Source organism: Aureimonas sp. SA4125 (assembly GCF_019973775.1).
Taxonomy (GTDB): Bacteria; Pseudomonadota; Alphaproteobacteria; order Rhizobiales; family Rhizobiaceae; genus Plantimonas.
This window is the reverse complement of the sequence record NZ_AP025032.1, coordinates 4,447,732-4,462,942: the sequence shown is the minus strand read 5'-3', so window position 1 is coordinate 4,462,942 and position 15,211 is coordinate 4,447,732. Positions and strand designations below refer to the sequence as shown.

At 66.6% G+C, this 15,211-nt stretch carries 14 protein-coding genes; 4 read left to right on the top strand and 10 right to left on the bottom strand.

Annotation, left to right across the window (positions count from 1 at the left end):
- Positions 1 to 20 precede the first annotated feature (20 nt).
- The 7 genes from Sa4125_RS21085 to Sa4125_RS21055 form a co-directional block, all read right to left on the bottom strand.
- Positions 21 to 269, bottom strand: a complete 249-nt coding sequence (locus Sa4125_RS21085) for a BrnA antitoxin family protein (protein WP_224001346.1) — start codon at positions 267 to 269, stop codon at positions 21 to 23.
- Positions 270 to 330: 61 nt separating this feature from the next.
- Positions 331 to 786, bottom strand: coding sequence for a hypothetical protein (locus tag Sa4125_RS21080; protein ID WP_224001344.1), 456 nt, complete (start codon positions 784 to 786; stop codon positions 331 to 333).
- 43 nt (positions 787 to 829) lie between these two features.
- Positions 830 to 1,999 carry a 23S rRNA (adenine(2503)-C(2))-methyltransferase RlmN gene (gene rlmN, locus Sa4125_RS21075; RefSeq protein ID WP_224008105.1) on the bottom strand — a complete coding sequence of 390 codons (1,170 nt, stop codon included), beginning with the start codon at positions 1,997 to 1,999 and terminating at the stop codon, positions 830 to 832.
- 424 nt (positions 2,000 to 2,423) lie between these two features.
- Positions 2,424 to 2,930: an invasion associated locus B family protein gene (locus Sa4125_RS21070; RefSeq protein WP_224001342.1), complete on the bottom strand. Its 507-nt coding sequence runs from the start codon at positions 2,928 to 2,930 to the stop codon at positions 2,424 to 2,426.
- Positions 2,931 to 3,199: 269 nt separating this feature from the next.
- Positions 3,200 to 3,580: a YkvA family protein gene (locus Sa4125_RS21065; RefSeq protein WP_224001340.1), complete on the bottom strand. Its 381-nt coding sequence runs from the start codon at positions 3,578 to 3,580 to the stop codon at positions 3,200 to 3,202.
- A gap of 158 nt (positions 3,581 to 3,738) precedes the next feature.
- Complete coding sequence (thpR, locus tag Sa4125_RS21060) at positions 3,739 to 4,341, bottom strand: RNA 2',3'-cyclic phosphodiesterase (RefSeq protein ID WP_224001338.1); 603 nt, start codon at positions 4,339 to 4,341, stop codon at positions 3,739 to 3,741.
- Between the two features lie 244 nt (positions 4,342 to 4,585).
- Positions 4,586 to 5,299: an arylesterase gene (locus Sa4125_RS21055; protein WP_224001336.1), complete on the bottom strand. Its 714-nt coding sequence runs from the start codon at positions 5,297 to 5,299 to the stop codon at positions 4,586 to 4,588.
- Between the two features lie 66 nt (positions 5,300 to 5,365).
- Between Sa4125_RS21055 and Sa4125_RS21050 the strand changes: the two genes are divergently transcribed.
- From Sa4125_RS21050 to Sa4125_RS21035, 4 genes are all read left to right on the top strand, one after another.
- On the top strand, positions 5,366 to 6,124 hold the full coding sequence (locus Sa4125_RS21050; protein ID WP_224001334.1) for an ABC transporter ATP-binding protein: 759 nt from the start codon (positions 5,366 to 5,368) through the stop codon (positions 6,122 to 6,124).
- A gap of 101 nt (positions 6,125 to 6,225) precedes the next feature.
- Positions 6,226 to 8,715, top strand: a complete 2,490-nt coding sequence (locus Sa4125_RS21045) for an ABC transporter permease (protein WP_224008102.1) — start codon at positions 6,226 to 6,228, stop codon at positions 8,713 to 8,715.
- A gap of 215 nt (positions 8,716 to 8,930) precedes the next feature.
- Positions 8,931 to 9,695, top strand: a complete 765-nt coding sequence (locus Sa4125_RS21040) for a Bax inhibitor-1/YccA family protein (protein ID WP_224001332.1) — start codon at positions 8,931 to 8,933, stop codon at positions 9,693 to 9,695.
- A 106-nt stretch (positions 9,696 to 9,801) separates the two neighbouring features.
- Positions 9,802 to 10,365, top strand: a complete 564-nt coding sequence (locus tag Sa4125_RS21035; protein ID WP_224001330.1) for a GNAT family N-acetyltransferase — start codon at positions 9,802 to 9,804, stop codon at positions 10,363 to 10,365.
- A 139-nt stretch (positions 10,366 to 10,504) separates the two neighbouring features.
- Here the strand turns inward: Sa4125_RS21035 and Sa4125_RS21030 are convergent, their stop codons facing one another.
- The 3 genes from Sa4125_RS21030 to acnA all read right to left on the bottom strand — a co-directional run bounded on the left by Sa4125_RS21030 (position 10,505) and on the right by acnA (position 14,958).
- Complete coding sequence (locus Sa4125_RS21030; protein ID WP_224008099.1) at positions 10,505 to 10,906, bottom strand: DUF2794 domain-containing protein; 402 nt, start codon at positions 10,904 to 10,906, stop codon at positions 10,505 to 10,507.
- Between the two features lie 230 nt (positions 10,907 to 11,136).
- Positions 11,137 to 11,907, bottom strand: coding sequence for a DUF1223 domain-containing protein (locus Sa4125_RS21025; protein ID WP_224001328.1), 771 nt, complete (start codon positions 11,905 to 11,907; stop codon positions 11,137 to 11,139).
- 306 nt (positions 11,908 to 12,213) lie between these two features.
- Positions 12,214 to 14,958, bottom strand: a complete 2,745-nt coding sequence (gene acnA, locus Sa4125_RS21020) for an aconitate hydratase AcnA (protein WP_224001326.1) — start codon at positions 14,956 to 14,958, stop codon at positions 12,214 to 12,216.
- Positions 14,959 to 15,211 lie beyond the last annotated feature (253 nt).

Sequence of the window (15,211 nt, the reverse complement as noted above, 5' to 3'; positions counted from 1 at the left end):
GAAGGCGCGGCGGGACCGCCTTACTTTCCGGCCGCCTGACGCAGCGCCTGGTTGATGCGCTCCTGCCAGCCCGGCCCCTCGGCCTGGAAATGCTGCAACACGTCGGTATCGATGCGCAGCGAGACAAGCTCCTTGGCGCCGGGGATGCCCGGCATGCCGAGCGTGCGCTCGTCGGTGCGCTCCGGTTTTTTCGTCATCTGCTTGAAGGCGGCTTCCGCGGCGCTGCGCGCGTCGGTCGGTCGCCTCGTTCTCTCCGGCGGTCGCGCCATGTCGTTTCCTCGGGTCTAAAGGGAATGCACCCTGCTTCTAGCACGGTGGACGGGGGCCTGTTCAGGCCTTCGGCGCGGATTCCACCGTTTCCGCCGGGCCAGTCTTGCGTTGACGCCAACGGCCGGCATTGCGGCCGGCGAAGATCCAGTAGACGAGCGCGAAGGTGAGGCCGGCGACCATCATCGCCGTCTGGACGCTGGCATGCGGCAGCGCGCCGACATAGGCCGTGCGGATCACGGCGAAGGCGCCGGCGAGACCCGCCGCCATGTGCAGGAGCACGGAACGCCAGCCGAGGCTTTCCGTCAGGACCATGAACAGCGCCCAGGGCACGACCGCCGTCGAGCCGACCTGGGCGCTCTGGGCGACAAAGCCGAGGATCGCCTGCAGCCAGAACAACGGATCGCCGGTCGCCGCTCCCGCGGTGTCGAGAAATGGCCAAAGCAAAGCGAAGGCCGCGGCAAAGCACGACAGGACGAAGCCGAACGGGATGACGATGAGAAAGCGCAGGACGGCCATTATCGCGAAGCCTGGGGTCGGGAAGCCCGGGTCGCTCGCTTCTTCAAAGCGGTGCCGCCGCCCGTTCGGTCTTGCGCATGCGCTCGCTTTCCGACTTCAGCTGGCCGCAGGCCGCGAAGATGTCGCGGCCGCGCGGCGTGCGGATCGGCGAGGCATAGCCGGCCTGGTTCACGACCTCGGCGAAACGCTCGATCTGATCCCAGTCGGAGCATTCGTAGGCACTGCCGGGCCAGGGGTTGAAGGGGATGAGATTGATCTTGGCGGGAATGCCGCTGAGAAGACGGACGAGTTCGCGCGCGTCGGCGAGGCTGTCGTTGACGTCCTTCAGCATCACATATTCGAAGGTGATGCGGCGGGCATTGGAAACGCCGGGATAGGTCCTGCAGGCGTCGAGGAGCTGCGCCAGCGGGTACTTCTTGTTGATCGGCACCAGCACGTCGCGCAGCTCGTCGCGGACGGCATGGAGCGAGATGGCAAGACCGACGCCCATGTCCTCGCCGGTCGGCGCGATCATCGGCACGACGCCCGAGGTCGACAGCGTGATGCGCCGCTTCGACAGCGCCAGGCCCTCGCCATCGGCGATGACGGAGAGCGCCTGGCGGACATTGTCGAAATTGTAGAGCGGCTCGCCCATGCCCATCATCACGACATTGGAGACGAGGCGCCCTTCCGACGGCAGGATGCCACCCTCCGGCGTGTCGGCGTCGGGAAAGTCGCCGAGCCGGTCACGCGCGACCATGACCTGGCCGACGATCTCGTCGGGTGTCAGGTTGCGCACGAGGCGCTGCGTGCCGGTGTGGCAGAAGGTGCAGGTGAGGGTGCAGCCGACCTGGCTGGAGACGCAGAGCGTGCCGCGGCCTTCCTCGGGAATGTAGACGGTCTCGATCTCGACCGGCTTGCCGGCGCCGCGCGCGGGAAAGCGGAACAGCCATTTGCGCGTGCCGTCGACGGAGATCTGCTCGTCGACGATCTCCGGCCGGGCAATGTCGGCGTTCTCCGCGAGCTTCTGGCGGAGCTCGCGGGAGATGTTCGCCATCTTGGAGAAATCGTCGACGCCGCGAATGTAGAGCCAGTGCCAGAGCTGGGCGGTGCGCATGCGGATCTGCTTGGCGGGAACGCCCGCCTGCGCCAGGACCGTGCCGAGCCCCTCGCGCGTCATGCCGATGACATGCGGGCGCTCCGCGGTCGCGGCGACGATCTGCGGGCGCACCATGGCGAGCGGCACCAGGGCGTCGCCAGCATGGCCGGACGCCTTCGGGGCGAGGTCGATGGATACGGCCATGGGTCTGCCTTCGGGGCGGTTGCCGCCATCCGTCAGGGGGCTGGCGCCGCAAAATATCTCTGGATGGCCATCAAATGGCGTGTTTGCGTGGTTTTCGCAAGACCGGGCGCAATTTGGTGCGGATGTGAGGCCGATCTGCTGCGCGTCCCGCCATGCCGGGTCGATGCCGGACGAGGCGGCTTTGCTATTTGCGGAGCGACGTAAGCGCGCGAGAAACCGGAAGCCGGAAACAGAAGGAGAGCGGGTGCGTGACGCCCATGCCGTCCGCGCGGATGGGCGGTCGACGGCATGGGGAGGGTCCTACGGCTCGATTGTCGCCTTGGAGAGGCGTTCCGCCGCGATCGGGCGAAACAGGCTATTTGCAGTTGTTGATCGACTGGAGGGCGGCGGTCACGCCGGACAGCGAATAGGTGTAGCTCGTCGCGGTGCCGCGCTGTGATTTGGCATCGACCTTCATGCCCTGGCCCTTGCGCAGGGAATCGACCAGCTGCGGCTCCTCGGCGGCATTCTCCATCCAGGCGGATTCCCCGCGGGTGAACAGCGAGTATTTCTTGCCGTCGACGTCGACGATGACCTTCGACCCCTCCTGCATCTTGTAGCCCATGACGACCTGCGGTTCGTAGGAAACGCCCTGGCCCGGCTTCTGCGAGATCAGGAAGAAGATGTCGCCGTGGTCGACGCTGGCGGGCTGCATCGCCGTCGGTGTGGACAGGATGTAGCAGACCTTGCCGCCGGCGGCGGTGTAGGAATAGCTGCCCCACGCATTGAACTGCTTGATCCGCGTCGGCGTCTGGGCCGTGGCTGCCGCGCTCGACAGGACGAGGATGGCTGCTGCCGTGGTCAGAACGTTCTTGAAGGACATGGTTCCCCGCTGTTCAGAGTGTCGCTTGAGGCTCAAGCGCCCGGCCGGAATGCGGACGCGACTTGCATTCATTTAGACTTAAAAGGTGTTGATGTCTGGTAAACGCCTGATGAATGATGGGCGATGAAGGACCGCTCGAAGGAGCGTTCGACCCTTGCCGCAGTCGGGGAAACGGTTCGGCGAGCGATCCGTCTTTGCGGCGAATGAACGAATAAACTTGGCGATAGTTTGTCGCGCAGCCGTTGCCGCGAGACGACGGCGACCAGGACCTATGCCGGCGTTTCGGCCTCGCCCAGCGCCTCGCTCGCCAGGACGTAGTGCTCGGGCTTGATGTTGTGGCGAACGGCACCGAAAGCGGCCCACAGGACGGCGATGTCGTCGGTGAAGCCAAGGCCGAACAGGAAATCGGGCACGAAGTCGATCGGCAGGACGAAATAGGCGAGAGCGGCGAGGAGGATGCCCTTGCTCGTCGAGGGTGTCTGGGGATCGACGGCGCAGTAGTAGGAAGCGACAAGGTCGCGCGAAAAGGGGATATGCCGCGCGGCGCGGCGCAGTGTCTCGAAGAACGAGCCGCGCACCCGGCTTTCCTGCTCCGCCTGCCTCTCGAGCGAGGCCGGCGCCAGGATTTCCTCGATCTTCGACCTGTCCATGCTCATGTCTCCCGCGATACTCCCCCTCAGATGGCGCTGATGATCGCCACTGCAAGATCATCGCGATGCGGGCGGGAAGTGCCGGACGAGGCGCCAGGGGTTCAGGGGCAAGGGGCAGGGGCAGGGGGGCAGGGCGTTGCCGCCTGCGCGTGCCGTGGCTAGCGACAGAGGGTGACGGCGCCGGGAGCCAGAGCGGGCAGGCGGTCGCGCCGGCTGTCGAACTCGTTTTGGCGCAGGGGATAGCTCTCCTCTCGCACATAGGGGCCGCCACCCACGGAATCGCGCGAGGAATAGAGAACGAAGCGGCTGACGGGAAAGGGCGGCGTACGAAAGTCGCCGCGGGCGGCGAGATAGTGCGCGACCTCGTCGATCCGCGGCTGGCGCAGCCGCGCCAGGGTGACGTGGGGCACGAACTTCCTTGAATCAGACGGCAGGCCGAGACGCCGGCAGATCCGGTCGATATCGCCCTGCAACGCCTCCAGCGGGGCCGATGGCGCAACGCCGGCATAGAAGGAATGCGGCTTCTTGGAGCCGAAGGCGCCGACACCCGACAGGCTGAGCTCGAAGCCCGGCCGCTCGACCCGGTCGAGCGCCGCCACCAGTTCGTCGGCGAGGCGGCTCTCCACATCGCCGACGAAGCGCAGCGTCAGATGGTAATTCTCGACGTCGATCCACCGCGCGGAGGGCATGCCGCCGCGCAGGAAGGACAGGGAGAGGGCCGCATCACGCGGGATTTCGATGGCTGTGAACAGTCTCGGCATCAGACAACCTCTCCGGGAAGCAGGGGTCTCGAATCGAATCCTTTCACCTCGTTCGCATGGTTTCAAGACAGGGATACCGGGATAGGCCGGCAACCGCCCTGCCGATGGCGCAATGCACAACTAGTTTCGCCATCGTGCCGGGCGGGTCGCTCGAAGGTCGAGCGATGAGGGGAGATCCATCCCTTCAGCAGAGCTTCCGGTCGCCCGTGCCTCGACCCGGACAGGGAGCGCGGGCCTCCGTGGCTCAGTCCGCCGGCGCTGCCGCGGCGGCATCGAGCGCGGCCGTTACCGCCGGCAGGATCTTCTCCACGACCATCGCGACGCCCTTTGCATTGGGATGCATGGCGTCCGCCTGGTTGAGATCCGCGGTGCCGGCGACGCCGTCGAGGAAGAAGGGGTAGAGCGGCACGTCGTAACGCTCGGCAAGCCGGGCATAGATCGGATTGAAGGCGGCGGCGTAGTCCGGCCCCATGTTCGGCGGGGCGATCATGCCGGCCAGAAGCACGGGGATTTCGCGCTGCTGCAGGCGTTCCAGGATGGCGTCGAGGTTCCTTTCGGTGATCTCGGGCAAGACGCCGCGCAAGGCATCGTTGGCGCCGAGTTCGACGATGACGAGGCTGGCGCCGTCGGGCACCGACCAGTCGAGCCGGGCAAGGCCGCCCGTGGTCGTATCGCCGGAAACGCCGGCATTGACGACCGTGGCCGGATAGCCTTTCGCAACGAGGGCCGCCTGCAGCTGCTCGGGAAAGGACTCGCCCGGCCCGACGCCGTATCCGGCCGAGAGGCTGTCGCCGAAGGCGACGATCTGCGATGGCGCGGCGCCGTTCGACACGGCCTGCGCGACAGCGGGCCCTGAGAGACAGATGGTCGCAGCGGCAAGGGCGAAAAGGGGGCCCAGTGCGAGATGCGGCCATGACAATGCCGTCAAGCGTGCGGTGAACGGTTTAAAGCGTGACATCGGGCGCCCATATTGCGGTCGGCCTCCGGCGAAGGCCCATCGATGTGCATATAGGGACCCGAACGCGTGGCAGAACCGGCAATCCGATTACAGAATGTCCACCTGACCCTCGGCAGCGGTCGCTCGTCCGTGCATGTGTTGAAGGGTGTCGATCTCACCGTCTCGCGCGGGGAGTCGGTCGGCATCGTCGGCCCCTCGGGTTCGGGCAAGTCGACGCTTCTGATGGTCCTGGCCGGGCTGGAGCGGGCCGATAGCGGGCTGGTGGAAATCGCCGGGCAGGCGCTCGGGCCGCTGAGCGAAGACAGGCTCGCGACGTTCCGCGGCCGCAATATCGGCATCGTGTTCCAGTCCTTCCACCTCATTCCCAACATGACCGCGCTGGAGAACGTCGCCGTGCCGCTGGAGCTCGCCGGCCATGCGGACGCCTTTGCGCGGGCCGAGCGGGAACTCGCCAATGTCGGGTTGAAAGACCGGGTGACGCATTATCCGGGCGAACTGTCGGGCGGTGAGCAGCAGCGCGTCGCGATGGCGCGGGCGCTGGCCCCTGAGCCCGCGATCCTGATCGCCGACGAGCCGACCGGCAATCTCGATGCGGTGACGGGTGTGCAGATCGCCGACCTTCTCTTTGCCGAACAGGCGCGGCGGCAGATGACCCTCATCCTCGTCACCCACGACCGGGAACTGGCCGCCCGCTGCAGCCGCGAGGTGCGCGTGCGCAGCGGCGAGATCGAGGCGGCGCCTGTCGCCGGCATGCCACCGATCGGCGCCGGCAGCGTTGAGGCCCGCATCCTGGGCAACGAGGCTCGCCTCGGGATGGTGCCGTGACGGCGGTCGACGCGGTCGCGACGGCGAGCGATCAGAGGCGCCAGGCGGCGAGCGGACGCGGCGCCCAGCTGAAGCTCGCGGCCCGCTTCGCGCTGCGCGAAATGCGCGGCGGCCTTTCCGGCTTCTACATCTTCCTGGCCTGCATCACCCTCGGCGTCGCCTCGATCGCGGCGGTGAATTCGGTGTCGCAGATGATGACGTCGGGCATATCCGAGCAGGGCCGCGCCATTCTCGGCGGCGACCTGCGCTTCGCCCTCGTCCAGCGCACGGTGACGGGACCCGAAGAGGCCTATCTCGACAGTCTCGGCACGGTCTCCGCCGCGACGTCGATGCGCTCGATGGCCCGCCTTCCCGACGGCAGCGACCAGTCGCTGGTGGAGGTCAAGGCGGTGGACGAGCGTTATCCGCTGTTCGGCTCGCTGGAGACAGAGCCGGCGCTGCCGCTGCCCGAACTCCTTACCGAACGAAACGGTCATTTCGGCGCGCTGGTGGCGCAGGAGCTTCTGGATCGGATGAACATCCGGCCGGGCGCGCTTCTGAGGCTCGGCTCGAGCGAGGTGGAGATCCGCGGCGTCGTGCTGCGCGAGCCCGATCTTCTGTCGGACGGCATGAATTTCGCCCCGCGGCTGCTCCTTTCCGAGGCGGCAATCGCGGCGACGGGCCTTGTCCAGCCGGGCAGCCTGATCGAGCACAGCTACAAGGTCAGGCTGCCGGAGGGCACGGATGCCAAGGCGGTGGCGGATGACGCGAACGAACGCTTCCCCGGCGCCGGCTGGAGCGTGCGCACGTCCGAGAGGGCGGCGCCCTCGCTTCAGCGCAACATCGAGCGCTTCTCGCAGTTCCTGACGCTGGTCGGGCTGACTGCGCTGATCGTCGGCGGCGTCGGCGTCGCCAATGCGGTGAACGCCTATCTCGACGCCAAGCGCCAGGTCATTGCGACATTCAAGAGCCTCGGCGCCGGCGGCACCTTCGTGGTCACCGTCTATCTCATCCAGATCATGACGCTCGCCCTCGTCGGCGTCGGGCTCGGTCTCGTTCTCGGCGCCGCTGCGCCCTTCGCGACCGCACGCTTTCTCGAAAGCGTCATCCCGGTCGCCGCCAGCGCTTCCGTCTATCCCGGCGCGCTCGCGCTTGCCGCCGTCTTCGGCCTCCTGACCGCGCTCGCCTTCGCGCTCTTGCCCCTCGGGCATACGCGCGACGTGCCGGCGACCGCGCTCTTCCGTGAAATGTCGACGTCGGGCAGGGGGCGGATCCGCTGGAGCTATCTTCTCGGCGCGATCGGCCTCGCCGCGGTCATCGCCGTCCTCGCACTCGCCATGGCGAGCGATCGCAAGGTCGCGGCGATCTTCCTCGTCGCCACCGCCGTCGCCTTCCTGATCCTGCGCGCCGTCGCCTGGGGCATCCAGCACCTCGCCCGGCGCATGCCGCGGGTCGGCTCGACGCCGCTTCGTCTCGCCATCGGCAACATCCATCGGCCGGGCGCCCTGACATCCTCCGTCGTGCTCTCGCTCGGCCTCGGACTGACACTCCTCGTCACGCTTGCCGTCATCGACAACGCGCTTCGCCGCGAGATATCGACCGGCCTTGCCGACCGGGCGCCGAACTTCTTCTTCGTCGACATCCAGAGGGACCAGATCGACCCGTTCCGGGCGGAGATCGAAAGGCTCGCGCCGGGCTCCAGGCTCGACGCCGCGCCGATGCTGCGCGGGCGGATCACGCAGCTGAATGGCGTCGACGTGGCCAAGATGACCATTCCGGCAGAGGGCGGATGGGTGCTGCGCGGCGACCGCGGCGTGACCTACGCGCCGGCGCTGCCGGAGAATTCGAACGTCACCGAGGGTGAATGGTGGCCCGCCGACTACAGCGGCGAGCCGCTGGTTTCCTTTTCGGCGGAAGAGGCGGGAGAGCTCGGCCTGAAGATCGGCGAGACGCTGACGGTGAACGTGCTCGGCCGCGACATCACGGCGAAGATCGCCAATTTCCGCACCGTCGAGTGGGAGTCGCTGTCGATCAACTTCGTCATGGTCTTCTCGCCCAATACATTCGCCGGTGCGCCGCATGCCTGGCTGGCGACGCTGGCGATCCCGGGGGCGACGGCCGAGACCGAGAGGGCGGTGCTGAACGGCATCACCAACGCCTATCCCGCCGTGACGACGGTGCGCGTCAAGGACGCGCTCGACGCCATCAACGGGCTGATCGCGCAGCTGGCACTGGCGATCCGGGCGGCGGCGGCGGTGGCGCTGGTCGCTTCGGTGCTGGTGCTGTCGGGTGCGCTCGCGGCCAGCAACCGCAACCGCGTGCATGACGCCGTCGTCCTGAAGACGCTCGGCGCGACGCGCGCCACGCTGATCGCCGCCTTCACGATGGAGTACATGCTGCTCGGCCTTGCGACCGCCGTGTTCGCCATTGCTGCGGGCGCGCTCGCGGCCTGGTTCGTGGTTTCCTCGATCATGCAGCTGCCCTTCACCTTCGACGCGACGGTGGCGTTGTCGACACTCGTCGTCTCGCTGGTTCTGACGGTCGGCTTCGGCCTTCTCGGGACCTGGCGGGTGCTTGGACAGAAGGCGGCGCCGGTGCTGCGCAGCCTCTAGCGCGGCCGCAGGCGCCGGGGGAGAGGGCAATGACGCAAATTTAATGCTCCCTCACGGATTCGCGCACGCCGAGGGCGACCTTGGTCTTGTGCGGACGGGCTCTCGTCCGCATATTGTTGTCAGGCATGCTGGGCCCCCCGCCAGCGGCGCCTCGATCGCCTGCAATCGCAGGCTTGATCGACACCGGACGGGGAACGCAGAAAAGGAAACTCTCCATGGCGGACAAGTGGAATCAGGGCGCGCAAAGCGTCCCGCTCGCCGGGTCCAGGGTCGACGACACCATCGACCAGGGCCTGCGCGCATACATGATCAAGGTCTACAATCTGATGGCCGGCGGTCTCGCGATCACCGGCGTCGCGGCATACATGATGTTCACCCTGTCGGTGGTGACGAACGAGGCAGGCGCCATCACGGCGTTGACGCCGCTCGGCCAGACCGTCTTCGGCTCGCCGCTGAAGTGGGTGCTGATGTTCGCCCCGCTGGCGATGGTGCTGTTCCTGTCCTTCCGCGTCGACAAGATGAGCGTCGCGGCGGCGCAGGCGACGTTCTGGGGCTATGCGGCCCTCGTCGGTCTGTCGCTGTCGACCATCTTCATGGTCTACACGCAGCAGTCCATCGTCCAGGTGTTCTTCGTCACGGCGGCCTCCTTCGGCGCGCTGTCGCTCTTCGGCTACACGACGAAGCGTGACCTCTCGGCCTGGGGCTCGTTCCTGTTCATGGGCGTGATCGGCATCATCATCGCGTCGGTGGTGAACATCTTCCTCGCCTCCAGCGCCCTTGCCTTCGCCATCTCGGCGATTGGCGTGCTCGTCTTCGCCGGCCTCACCGCCTACGACACGCAGCAGATCAAGGAAATGTACTACGAGGGCGACGGCTCGGCGGTCATGGGCCGCAAGGCCATCATGGGCGCGCTGCGCCTCTACCTCGACTTCATCAACATGTTCATGTTCCTGCTGCAGCTCTTCGGCCAGCGCCGCTAAGCCAGCGGTTCATGACGCATGCGAGAAGGGCGGCCCTCGGGTCGCCCTTTTCTTTTGCCCGCGGGTTTGCCATGGGAGGGCTGGACCAGCGGGGAGTTGAGTGTCGATGAGTGCCTTTGTCCTGCGCGAGGCGGTTCTGACCGACGTGCCGCGCCTTGCCGAAATCTATGGTCACGCGGTCCTCAACGGAACGGCGACCTTCGAACTCGTGCCGCCCGACGCGGCGGAAATGCAGGTCCGCTTCGAATCGCTGACGCGGCAGGGCTATCCCTACATCGTCGCCGCCGACCGCAAGGACCGCGTCATCGGCTACGCCTATGCCGGCCCCTTCCGGGCACGGCCGGCCTATCGCTGGTCGGTCGAGGATTCCGTCTACATCGCGCCGGAGGCCTATGGCCGCGGCGCCGGCAGGGCGCTTCTGGAGCGGCTGCTCGAACTCTGCGAGGAACTTGGCTTTCGGCAGATGATCGCGGTGATCGGCGGCTCGGACCATGCCCCCTCGATCCGCCTGCACGAGCGCGCGGGCTTTCGCACCATCGGCATCTTCCACGGCTCGGGCTTCAAGTTCGGCCGCTGGGTCGACACCGTCTTCATGCAGATCCCGATCGGCGACGGCCGGACCAGCCTGCCGGACGAGACGTCGGGTCCCGGACTTCTGTTCGGCGTCTGAGCCCCGGCGTTTCGGACGATCTGGCGAAATCGCCGGAATCGTCAGGTCTCGCTTTGCCGCGCCGGTGCGAAAGCCTGATCCCCATGCTTCGCCGGGCGCTCCAAAGCGCTCTGCCGGCTGGCGGGTCCGCCGGCGCGGATCAGCGGACGAGTTTCAGCGCCTTGTCGAACACCTTCATCACCTGCCCGAGATCGTGTCCGCGCTTCAGCACCAGGCCGCCGGCGGCGATGACGCTGAACGCGCCCTGGCGCCGGGCCAGCTTCGGGTTCTTCTCGATCCGGAAAAGCGGCATCTCGCTGGAGCGGCGGAAGACCGAGAAGACGGCGCGGTCCTTCAGCGTGTCGATGGCATAGTCCCGCCATTCGCCTGCGGCGACCATGCGGCCATAGACGTTGAGGATCTCGGAGAATTCGCGGCGGTCGAAGCAGACGAGCGGGGGAGGTGGACTTCGGACGGTTGACAGGTCGATGAGGGTCGCCGACGCGGTGCGCTCCGAAGCGAGATCAGCCAAATTCCGTTCCCCTTGCGTATCCCGCGCGATGAAGCGGGCCTCCGATCAGGATGAAGGATCCGCATCCCCCGAAACGCCATGGTGCCATGAAAGCTCCGGGGCGGCAAAAGCTTTTCGGTCTGCGAGGCGCGCGGGGTGCGTGTCGTTCCAGGCGAGGGAAGGCCACCCGCGACACGCGGGCGGTCCATCGGAGAGCGATCCGGCGGTTCGGCGCGCCCGCCACGCCGCCGCCGCTGCGACCGCCGGACCGGTGGATGGCATCAGAAGTCAATGGCCGCTGCAGCCAGAATAGGACCCGGCGCGCCTGCTGCCGTGACGGACTGCAAGACCGCCGCGCACCCGCCCTTGCGACCGTTAGCCCCCTGCATCGACGAGACCGGGATATCGACGCTGAGCGTCTTGCCGTCCCACATGCCGAGAATGCGCCAGTCCCGGACCGCGTGCACGCTGTAGAGCGTCAGCCCCTTGTTCTCGCCTTTGTCGACGACGGTCTCGACCTTCTCGTCGTAAGTGATCAGCATCAGCACCGGGGGCTTTCCCGTCGTGCTCGGCGGAACCCCGTCGGCGCTGATGTGCAGCCGGTCGCCGTGCACGGTGAGGTCGACCGAAACGTTGGTCTTTCGCTCTGTCAGCGCGGTCTCGTCCAGCGCCTTCCGAATCTCGTCCTCGCGCGAGCCCACCACGTCGCGCTGTCCGTTGACGACAACCTGCGGCGTATAAATCGTGCCGGTGCCGAGCGCCCTGGAATAGGCCCGCTGGCGATCGGTGTTGGCGCGGGTGGCCAGGGGGTCGCTCCAGCCGATGTAGTTCCAATAGTCGACATGATAGGAAAGGGCGACGATCTCGGGATCCTTCGCCAGTCTGCCAAGGATGCGGTCGGCCGGCGGGCAGGAGGAACAGCCTTGGCTCGTGAACAGCTCGACGACTCCGCGCACGCTGCGGCTGCTGGCCGGATGCTCCTCGGCAGACGACGGCGGCGTCGGGCCCGCCATGACTATGGCAACGACGAAGGCAAGCACCCGGCCAATCACGTGTATCGATATCCGCTTCGCAACGAGGAGCAGGGCTCCTCTGGGGGATCTGGCTCCACGAGGCTTCTCGCAGAAAAGGGCGCCTTGCTGCGACGCTGTCCTCGTAAGGTATCCATAGGACGGACGCAAACTCCACCCTAGGAGATCATGATAGTTCGGTGTCAGAGCACTCACCACTCAATTGGCAGTGAGGCAGCCCGGCGAGCGCGCGCCACAGTCGTGATCGGGCCTGCCGCAGGGGCAAAAAAAACCGCCGGCGCTGGGCCGGCGGTTCTCCAGTCTCATCGAGCGGAAGGGTCTGGCGGATCAGGCGGCCAGACGCCTCAGGACGTATTGCAGGATGCCGCCATGGCGGTAGTATTCGAGCTCATCGAGGGTATCGATGCGGCAGAGCAGCGGCACCATGGTCACCGTGCCGTCGGACCGCTCGATCTTCGCCTGCATCTTCTGACGCGGCTGGATCGTCTTCAGTCCCTCGATGGTGACGATCTCGTCGCCCTTCAGCTCCAGCGTCTGCCAGGAGGTGCCCTCCTCGAACAGGAAGGGCACGACGCCCATGCCGACGAGGTTGGAGCGGTGGATGCGCTCGAAGGACTGGGCGATGACCGCCCGCACGCCGAGAAGGACCGTGCCCTTGGCCGCCCAGTCGCGCGAGGAGCCGGTGCCGTATTCCTTGCCGGCGAAGACGACGAGCGGCACGCCCTCTTCCTTGTACCGCATCGCCGCATCGTAGATCGGCATGGTCTCGCCCGAAGGCTCATGCTTGGTGACGCCGCCCTCGATGCCCGGCACCATCTGGTTCTTGATGCGGATGTTGGCAAACGTGCCGCGCATCATGATCTGATGATTGCCGCGGCGCGCGCCGTAGGAGTTGAAGTCGACGGGGCGGACCTGGTGGCTGACGAGATAGTCGCCGGCCGGGCCGTTGGCCTTGATCGATCCCGCCGGCGAGATGTGGTCGGTGGTGATGGAATCGAGGAAGAGGCCGAGGACGCGGGCGCCGTGGATGTCCTCCACCGGCACCGGCTCCATGGTCATGCCCTCGAAGTAGGGCGGGTTCTGGACATAGGTCGAGCGATCGTCCCAGTCGTAGGTGAGGCCGCCCGAGACGTCGATCTTCTGCCAGTGCTCGTCGCCCCTGAAGACGTCGGAATAGCGCTCGACGAAGAGGTCGCGGGTCACCGTCTTGCGGACGATCTCGGCGATCTCCTGCGTCGTCGGCCAGATGTCCTTCAGGAACACGTCGTTGCCGTCGCGATCCTTGCCGAGCGGGTCCTTGGTGATGTCGACGAAGAGCGAGCCGGCGATGGCGTAGGCGACGACGAGCGGCGGCGAGGCCAGCCAGTTGGCGCGCACGTCCGGATTGACCCGGCCCTCGAAATTGCGGTTGCCCGACAGGACCGAGCAGGCGACGAGGTCGTTCTTGGTGATCGCCTCGGAGATCGCCTCCGGCAACGGGCCGGAATTGCCGATGCAGGTCGTGCAGCCATAGCCGACGAGGTTGAACCCCATCGCGTCGAGGTCCTTCTGCAGGTCGGCCTTTTCGAGATACTCGGTGACGATCTGCGATCCCGGCGCGAGCGAGGTCTTCACCCAGGGCTTTACCGTGAGGCCGAGAGCATGCGCCTTGCGGGCGACGAGGCCGGCGGCGACGAGAACGTTCGGGTTCGAGGTGTTGGTGCAGGAGGTGATCGCGGCGATGACCACGTCGCCGTCGGCGATGCCGTGCTCGGTGCCTTCCACGGCATAGCGCGTCACGGCCGGGCCCTCGAAGGCGCCGGTCGCGCCTTCCGAGACGAAGCGGGCCTCGTCCGTCGACGGCGCCTTGGCGGTGGCGCCCTGAAGTTCGGGCAGAGCGGCAGCGAAGGCTTTCGAGACGTCGGTCAAGGCGACGCGGTCCTGCGGGCGCTTCGGGCCGGCGAGCGAGGGAACGACGGTCGACAGGTCGAGCGACAGCGTGTCGGTGAAGACCGGGTCCGTGCTCGTCTCGTCGCGGTACATCCCCTGCGCCCGCGAATAGGCCTCGACGAGGGCGACGCGCTGCTGGTCGCGGCCGGTCGCCTCGAGATAGCTGATCGTATCCTTGTCGACCGGGAAGAAGCCGCAGGTCGCGCCATATTCCGGTGCCATGTTGGCGATCGTCGCCTGGTCTTCCAGAGTGAGGTTCGACAGGCCGGGGCCATAGAACTCGACGAACTTGCCGACGACGCCCTTCTTGCGCAGCATCTGCGTGACGGTCAGCACCAGATCGGTGGCGGTGGTGCCTTCCGGGAGCTTGCCTTCGACGCGGAAGCCGATGACTTCGGGGATCAGCATGGAGACGGGCTGGCCGAGCATCGCGGCCTCGGCCTCGATGCCGCCGACGCCCCAGCCGAGGACCGACAGGCCGTTGACCATCGTGGTGTGGGAATCGGTGCCGACGAGGGTGTCGGGATAGGCGATCGTCTCGCCGTCCTCTTCCTTGGTCCAGACCGTCTGCGCGAGATATTCGAGATTCACCTGATGGCAGATGCCGGTGCCGGGCGGCACGACGCGGAAATTCTCGAAGGCTTCCGAGCCCCAGCGCAGGAAGGTGTAACGCTCACCATTGCGACCGTATTCGGCGTCGACGTTCTTCTTGAAGGAGTCGGCCTGGCCGAAGAAGTCGACCATGACGGAGTGGTCGATGACGAGGTCGACGGGGACCAGCGGGTTGATCTTGGTCGGGTCGGCGCCGAGCTGGCGGGTGGCGTCGCGCATGGCGGCGAGATCGACGACGGCGGGAACGCCGGTGAAGTCCTGCATCAGCACGCGGGCCGGGCGGTAGGCGATCTCATGGCCGGCGGTGCCGCGATCCTCGACCCAGTTGGCGACGGCGCGGATGTCGTCGGCCTTGACGGTGCGGCCGTCCTCGTTGCGCAGGAGATTCTCGAGGATGACCTTCATCGAGAAAGGCAGGCGGGAAGCGCCGGCGAGGCCGTTCCGCTCGGCTTCCTGCAGGTCGAAATAGACATAGGGCTTGCCGCCGACGTCGAGCGTCTTGCGGCATTTGAAGCTGTCTGGATGAGACACGGCGTCTGTTCCTTCTCGAACTGAATGATTGTCCGAAAGGCGAACGCCTGCGGCGCGCGGAAAAAGCGCCGAAAGTGCGGGTACGACCATTTCCGCTTGTCCGCCCCGAAGCCCGTCCGCAAGGGAGGCGATTTCGATTCGGCACTGAAACTCCACCCCGGCCGCTGGTGTGGTTGCGGCTCTTATAGGCAAGTTTGTAACGGCTATAAAGGGCGAACCGCCGGGATTTCGCGAATATCGCCGCGCTGCGAAA

Bases quoted from the DNA above. Each gene is read 5' to 3' on its own strand.
- Sa4125_RS21085 (WP_224001346.1), bottom strand. From the start codon at position 269: ATGGCGCGACCGCCGGAGAGAACGAGGCGACCGACCGACGCGCGCAGC.
- Sa4125_RS21080 (WP_224001344.1), bottom strand. From the start codon at position 786: ATGGCCGTCCTGCGCTTTCTCATCGTCATCCCGTTCGGCTTCGTCCTG.
- rlmN (WP_224008105.1), bottom strand. From the start codon at position 1,999: ATGGTGCGCCCGCAGATCGTCGCCGCGACCGCGGAGCGCCCGCATGTC.
- Sa4125_RS21070 (WP_224001342.1), bottom strand. From the start codon at position 2,930: ATGTCCTTCAAGAACGTTCTGACCACGGCAGCAGCCATCCTCGTCCTG.
- Sa4125_RS21065 (WP_224001340.1), bottom strand. From the start codon at position 3,580: ATGGACAGGTCGAAGATCGAGGAAATCCTGGCGCCGGCCTCGCTCGAG.
- thpR (WP_224001338.1), bottom strand. From the start codon at position 4,341: ATGCCGAGACTGTTCACAGCCATCGAAATCCCGCGTGATGCGGCCCTC.
- Sa4125_RS21055 (WP_224001336.1), bottom strand. From the start codon at position 5,299: ATGTCACGCTTTAAACCGTTCACCGCACGCTTGACGGCATTGTCATGG.
- Sa4125_RS21045 (WP_224008102.1), top strand. From the start codon at position 6,226: ATGCGCGGCGGCCTTTCCGGCTTCTACATCTTCCTGGCCTGCATCACC.
- Sa4125_RS21040 (WP_224001332.1), top strand. From the start codon at position 8,931: ATGGCGGACAAGTGGAATCAGGGCGCGCAAAGCGTCCCGCTCGCCGGG.
- Sa4125_RS21035 (WP_224001330.1), top strand. From the start codon at position 9,802: ATGAGTGCCTTTGTCCTGCGCGAGGCGGTTCTGACCGACGTGCCGCGC.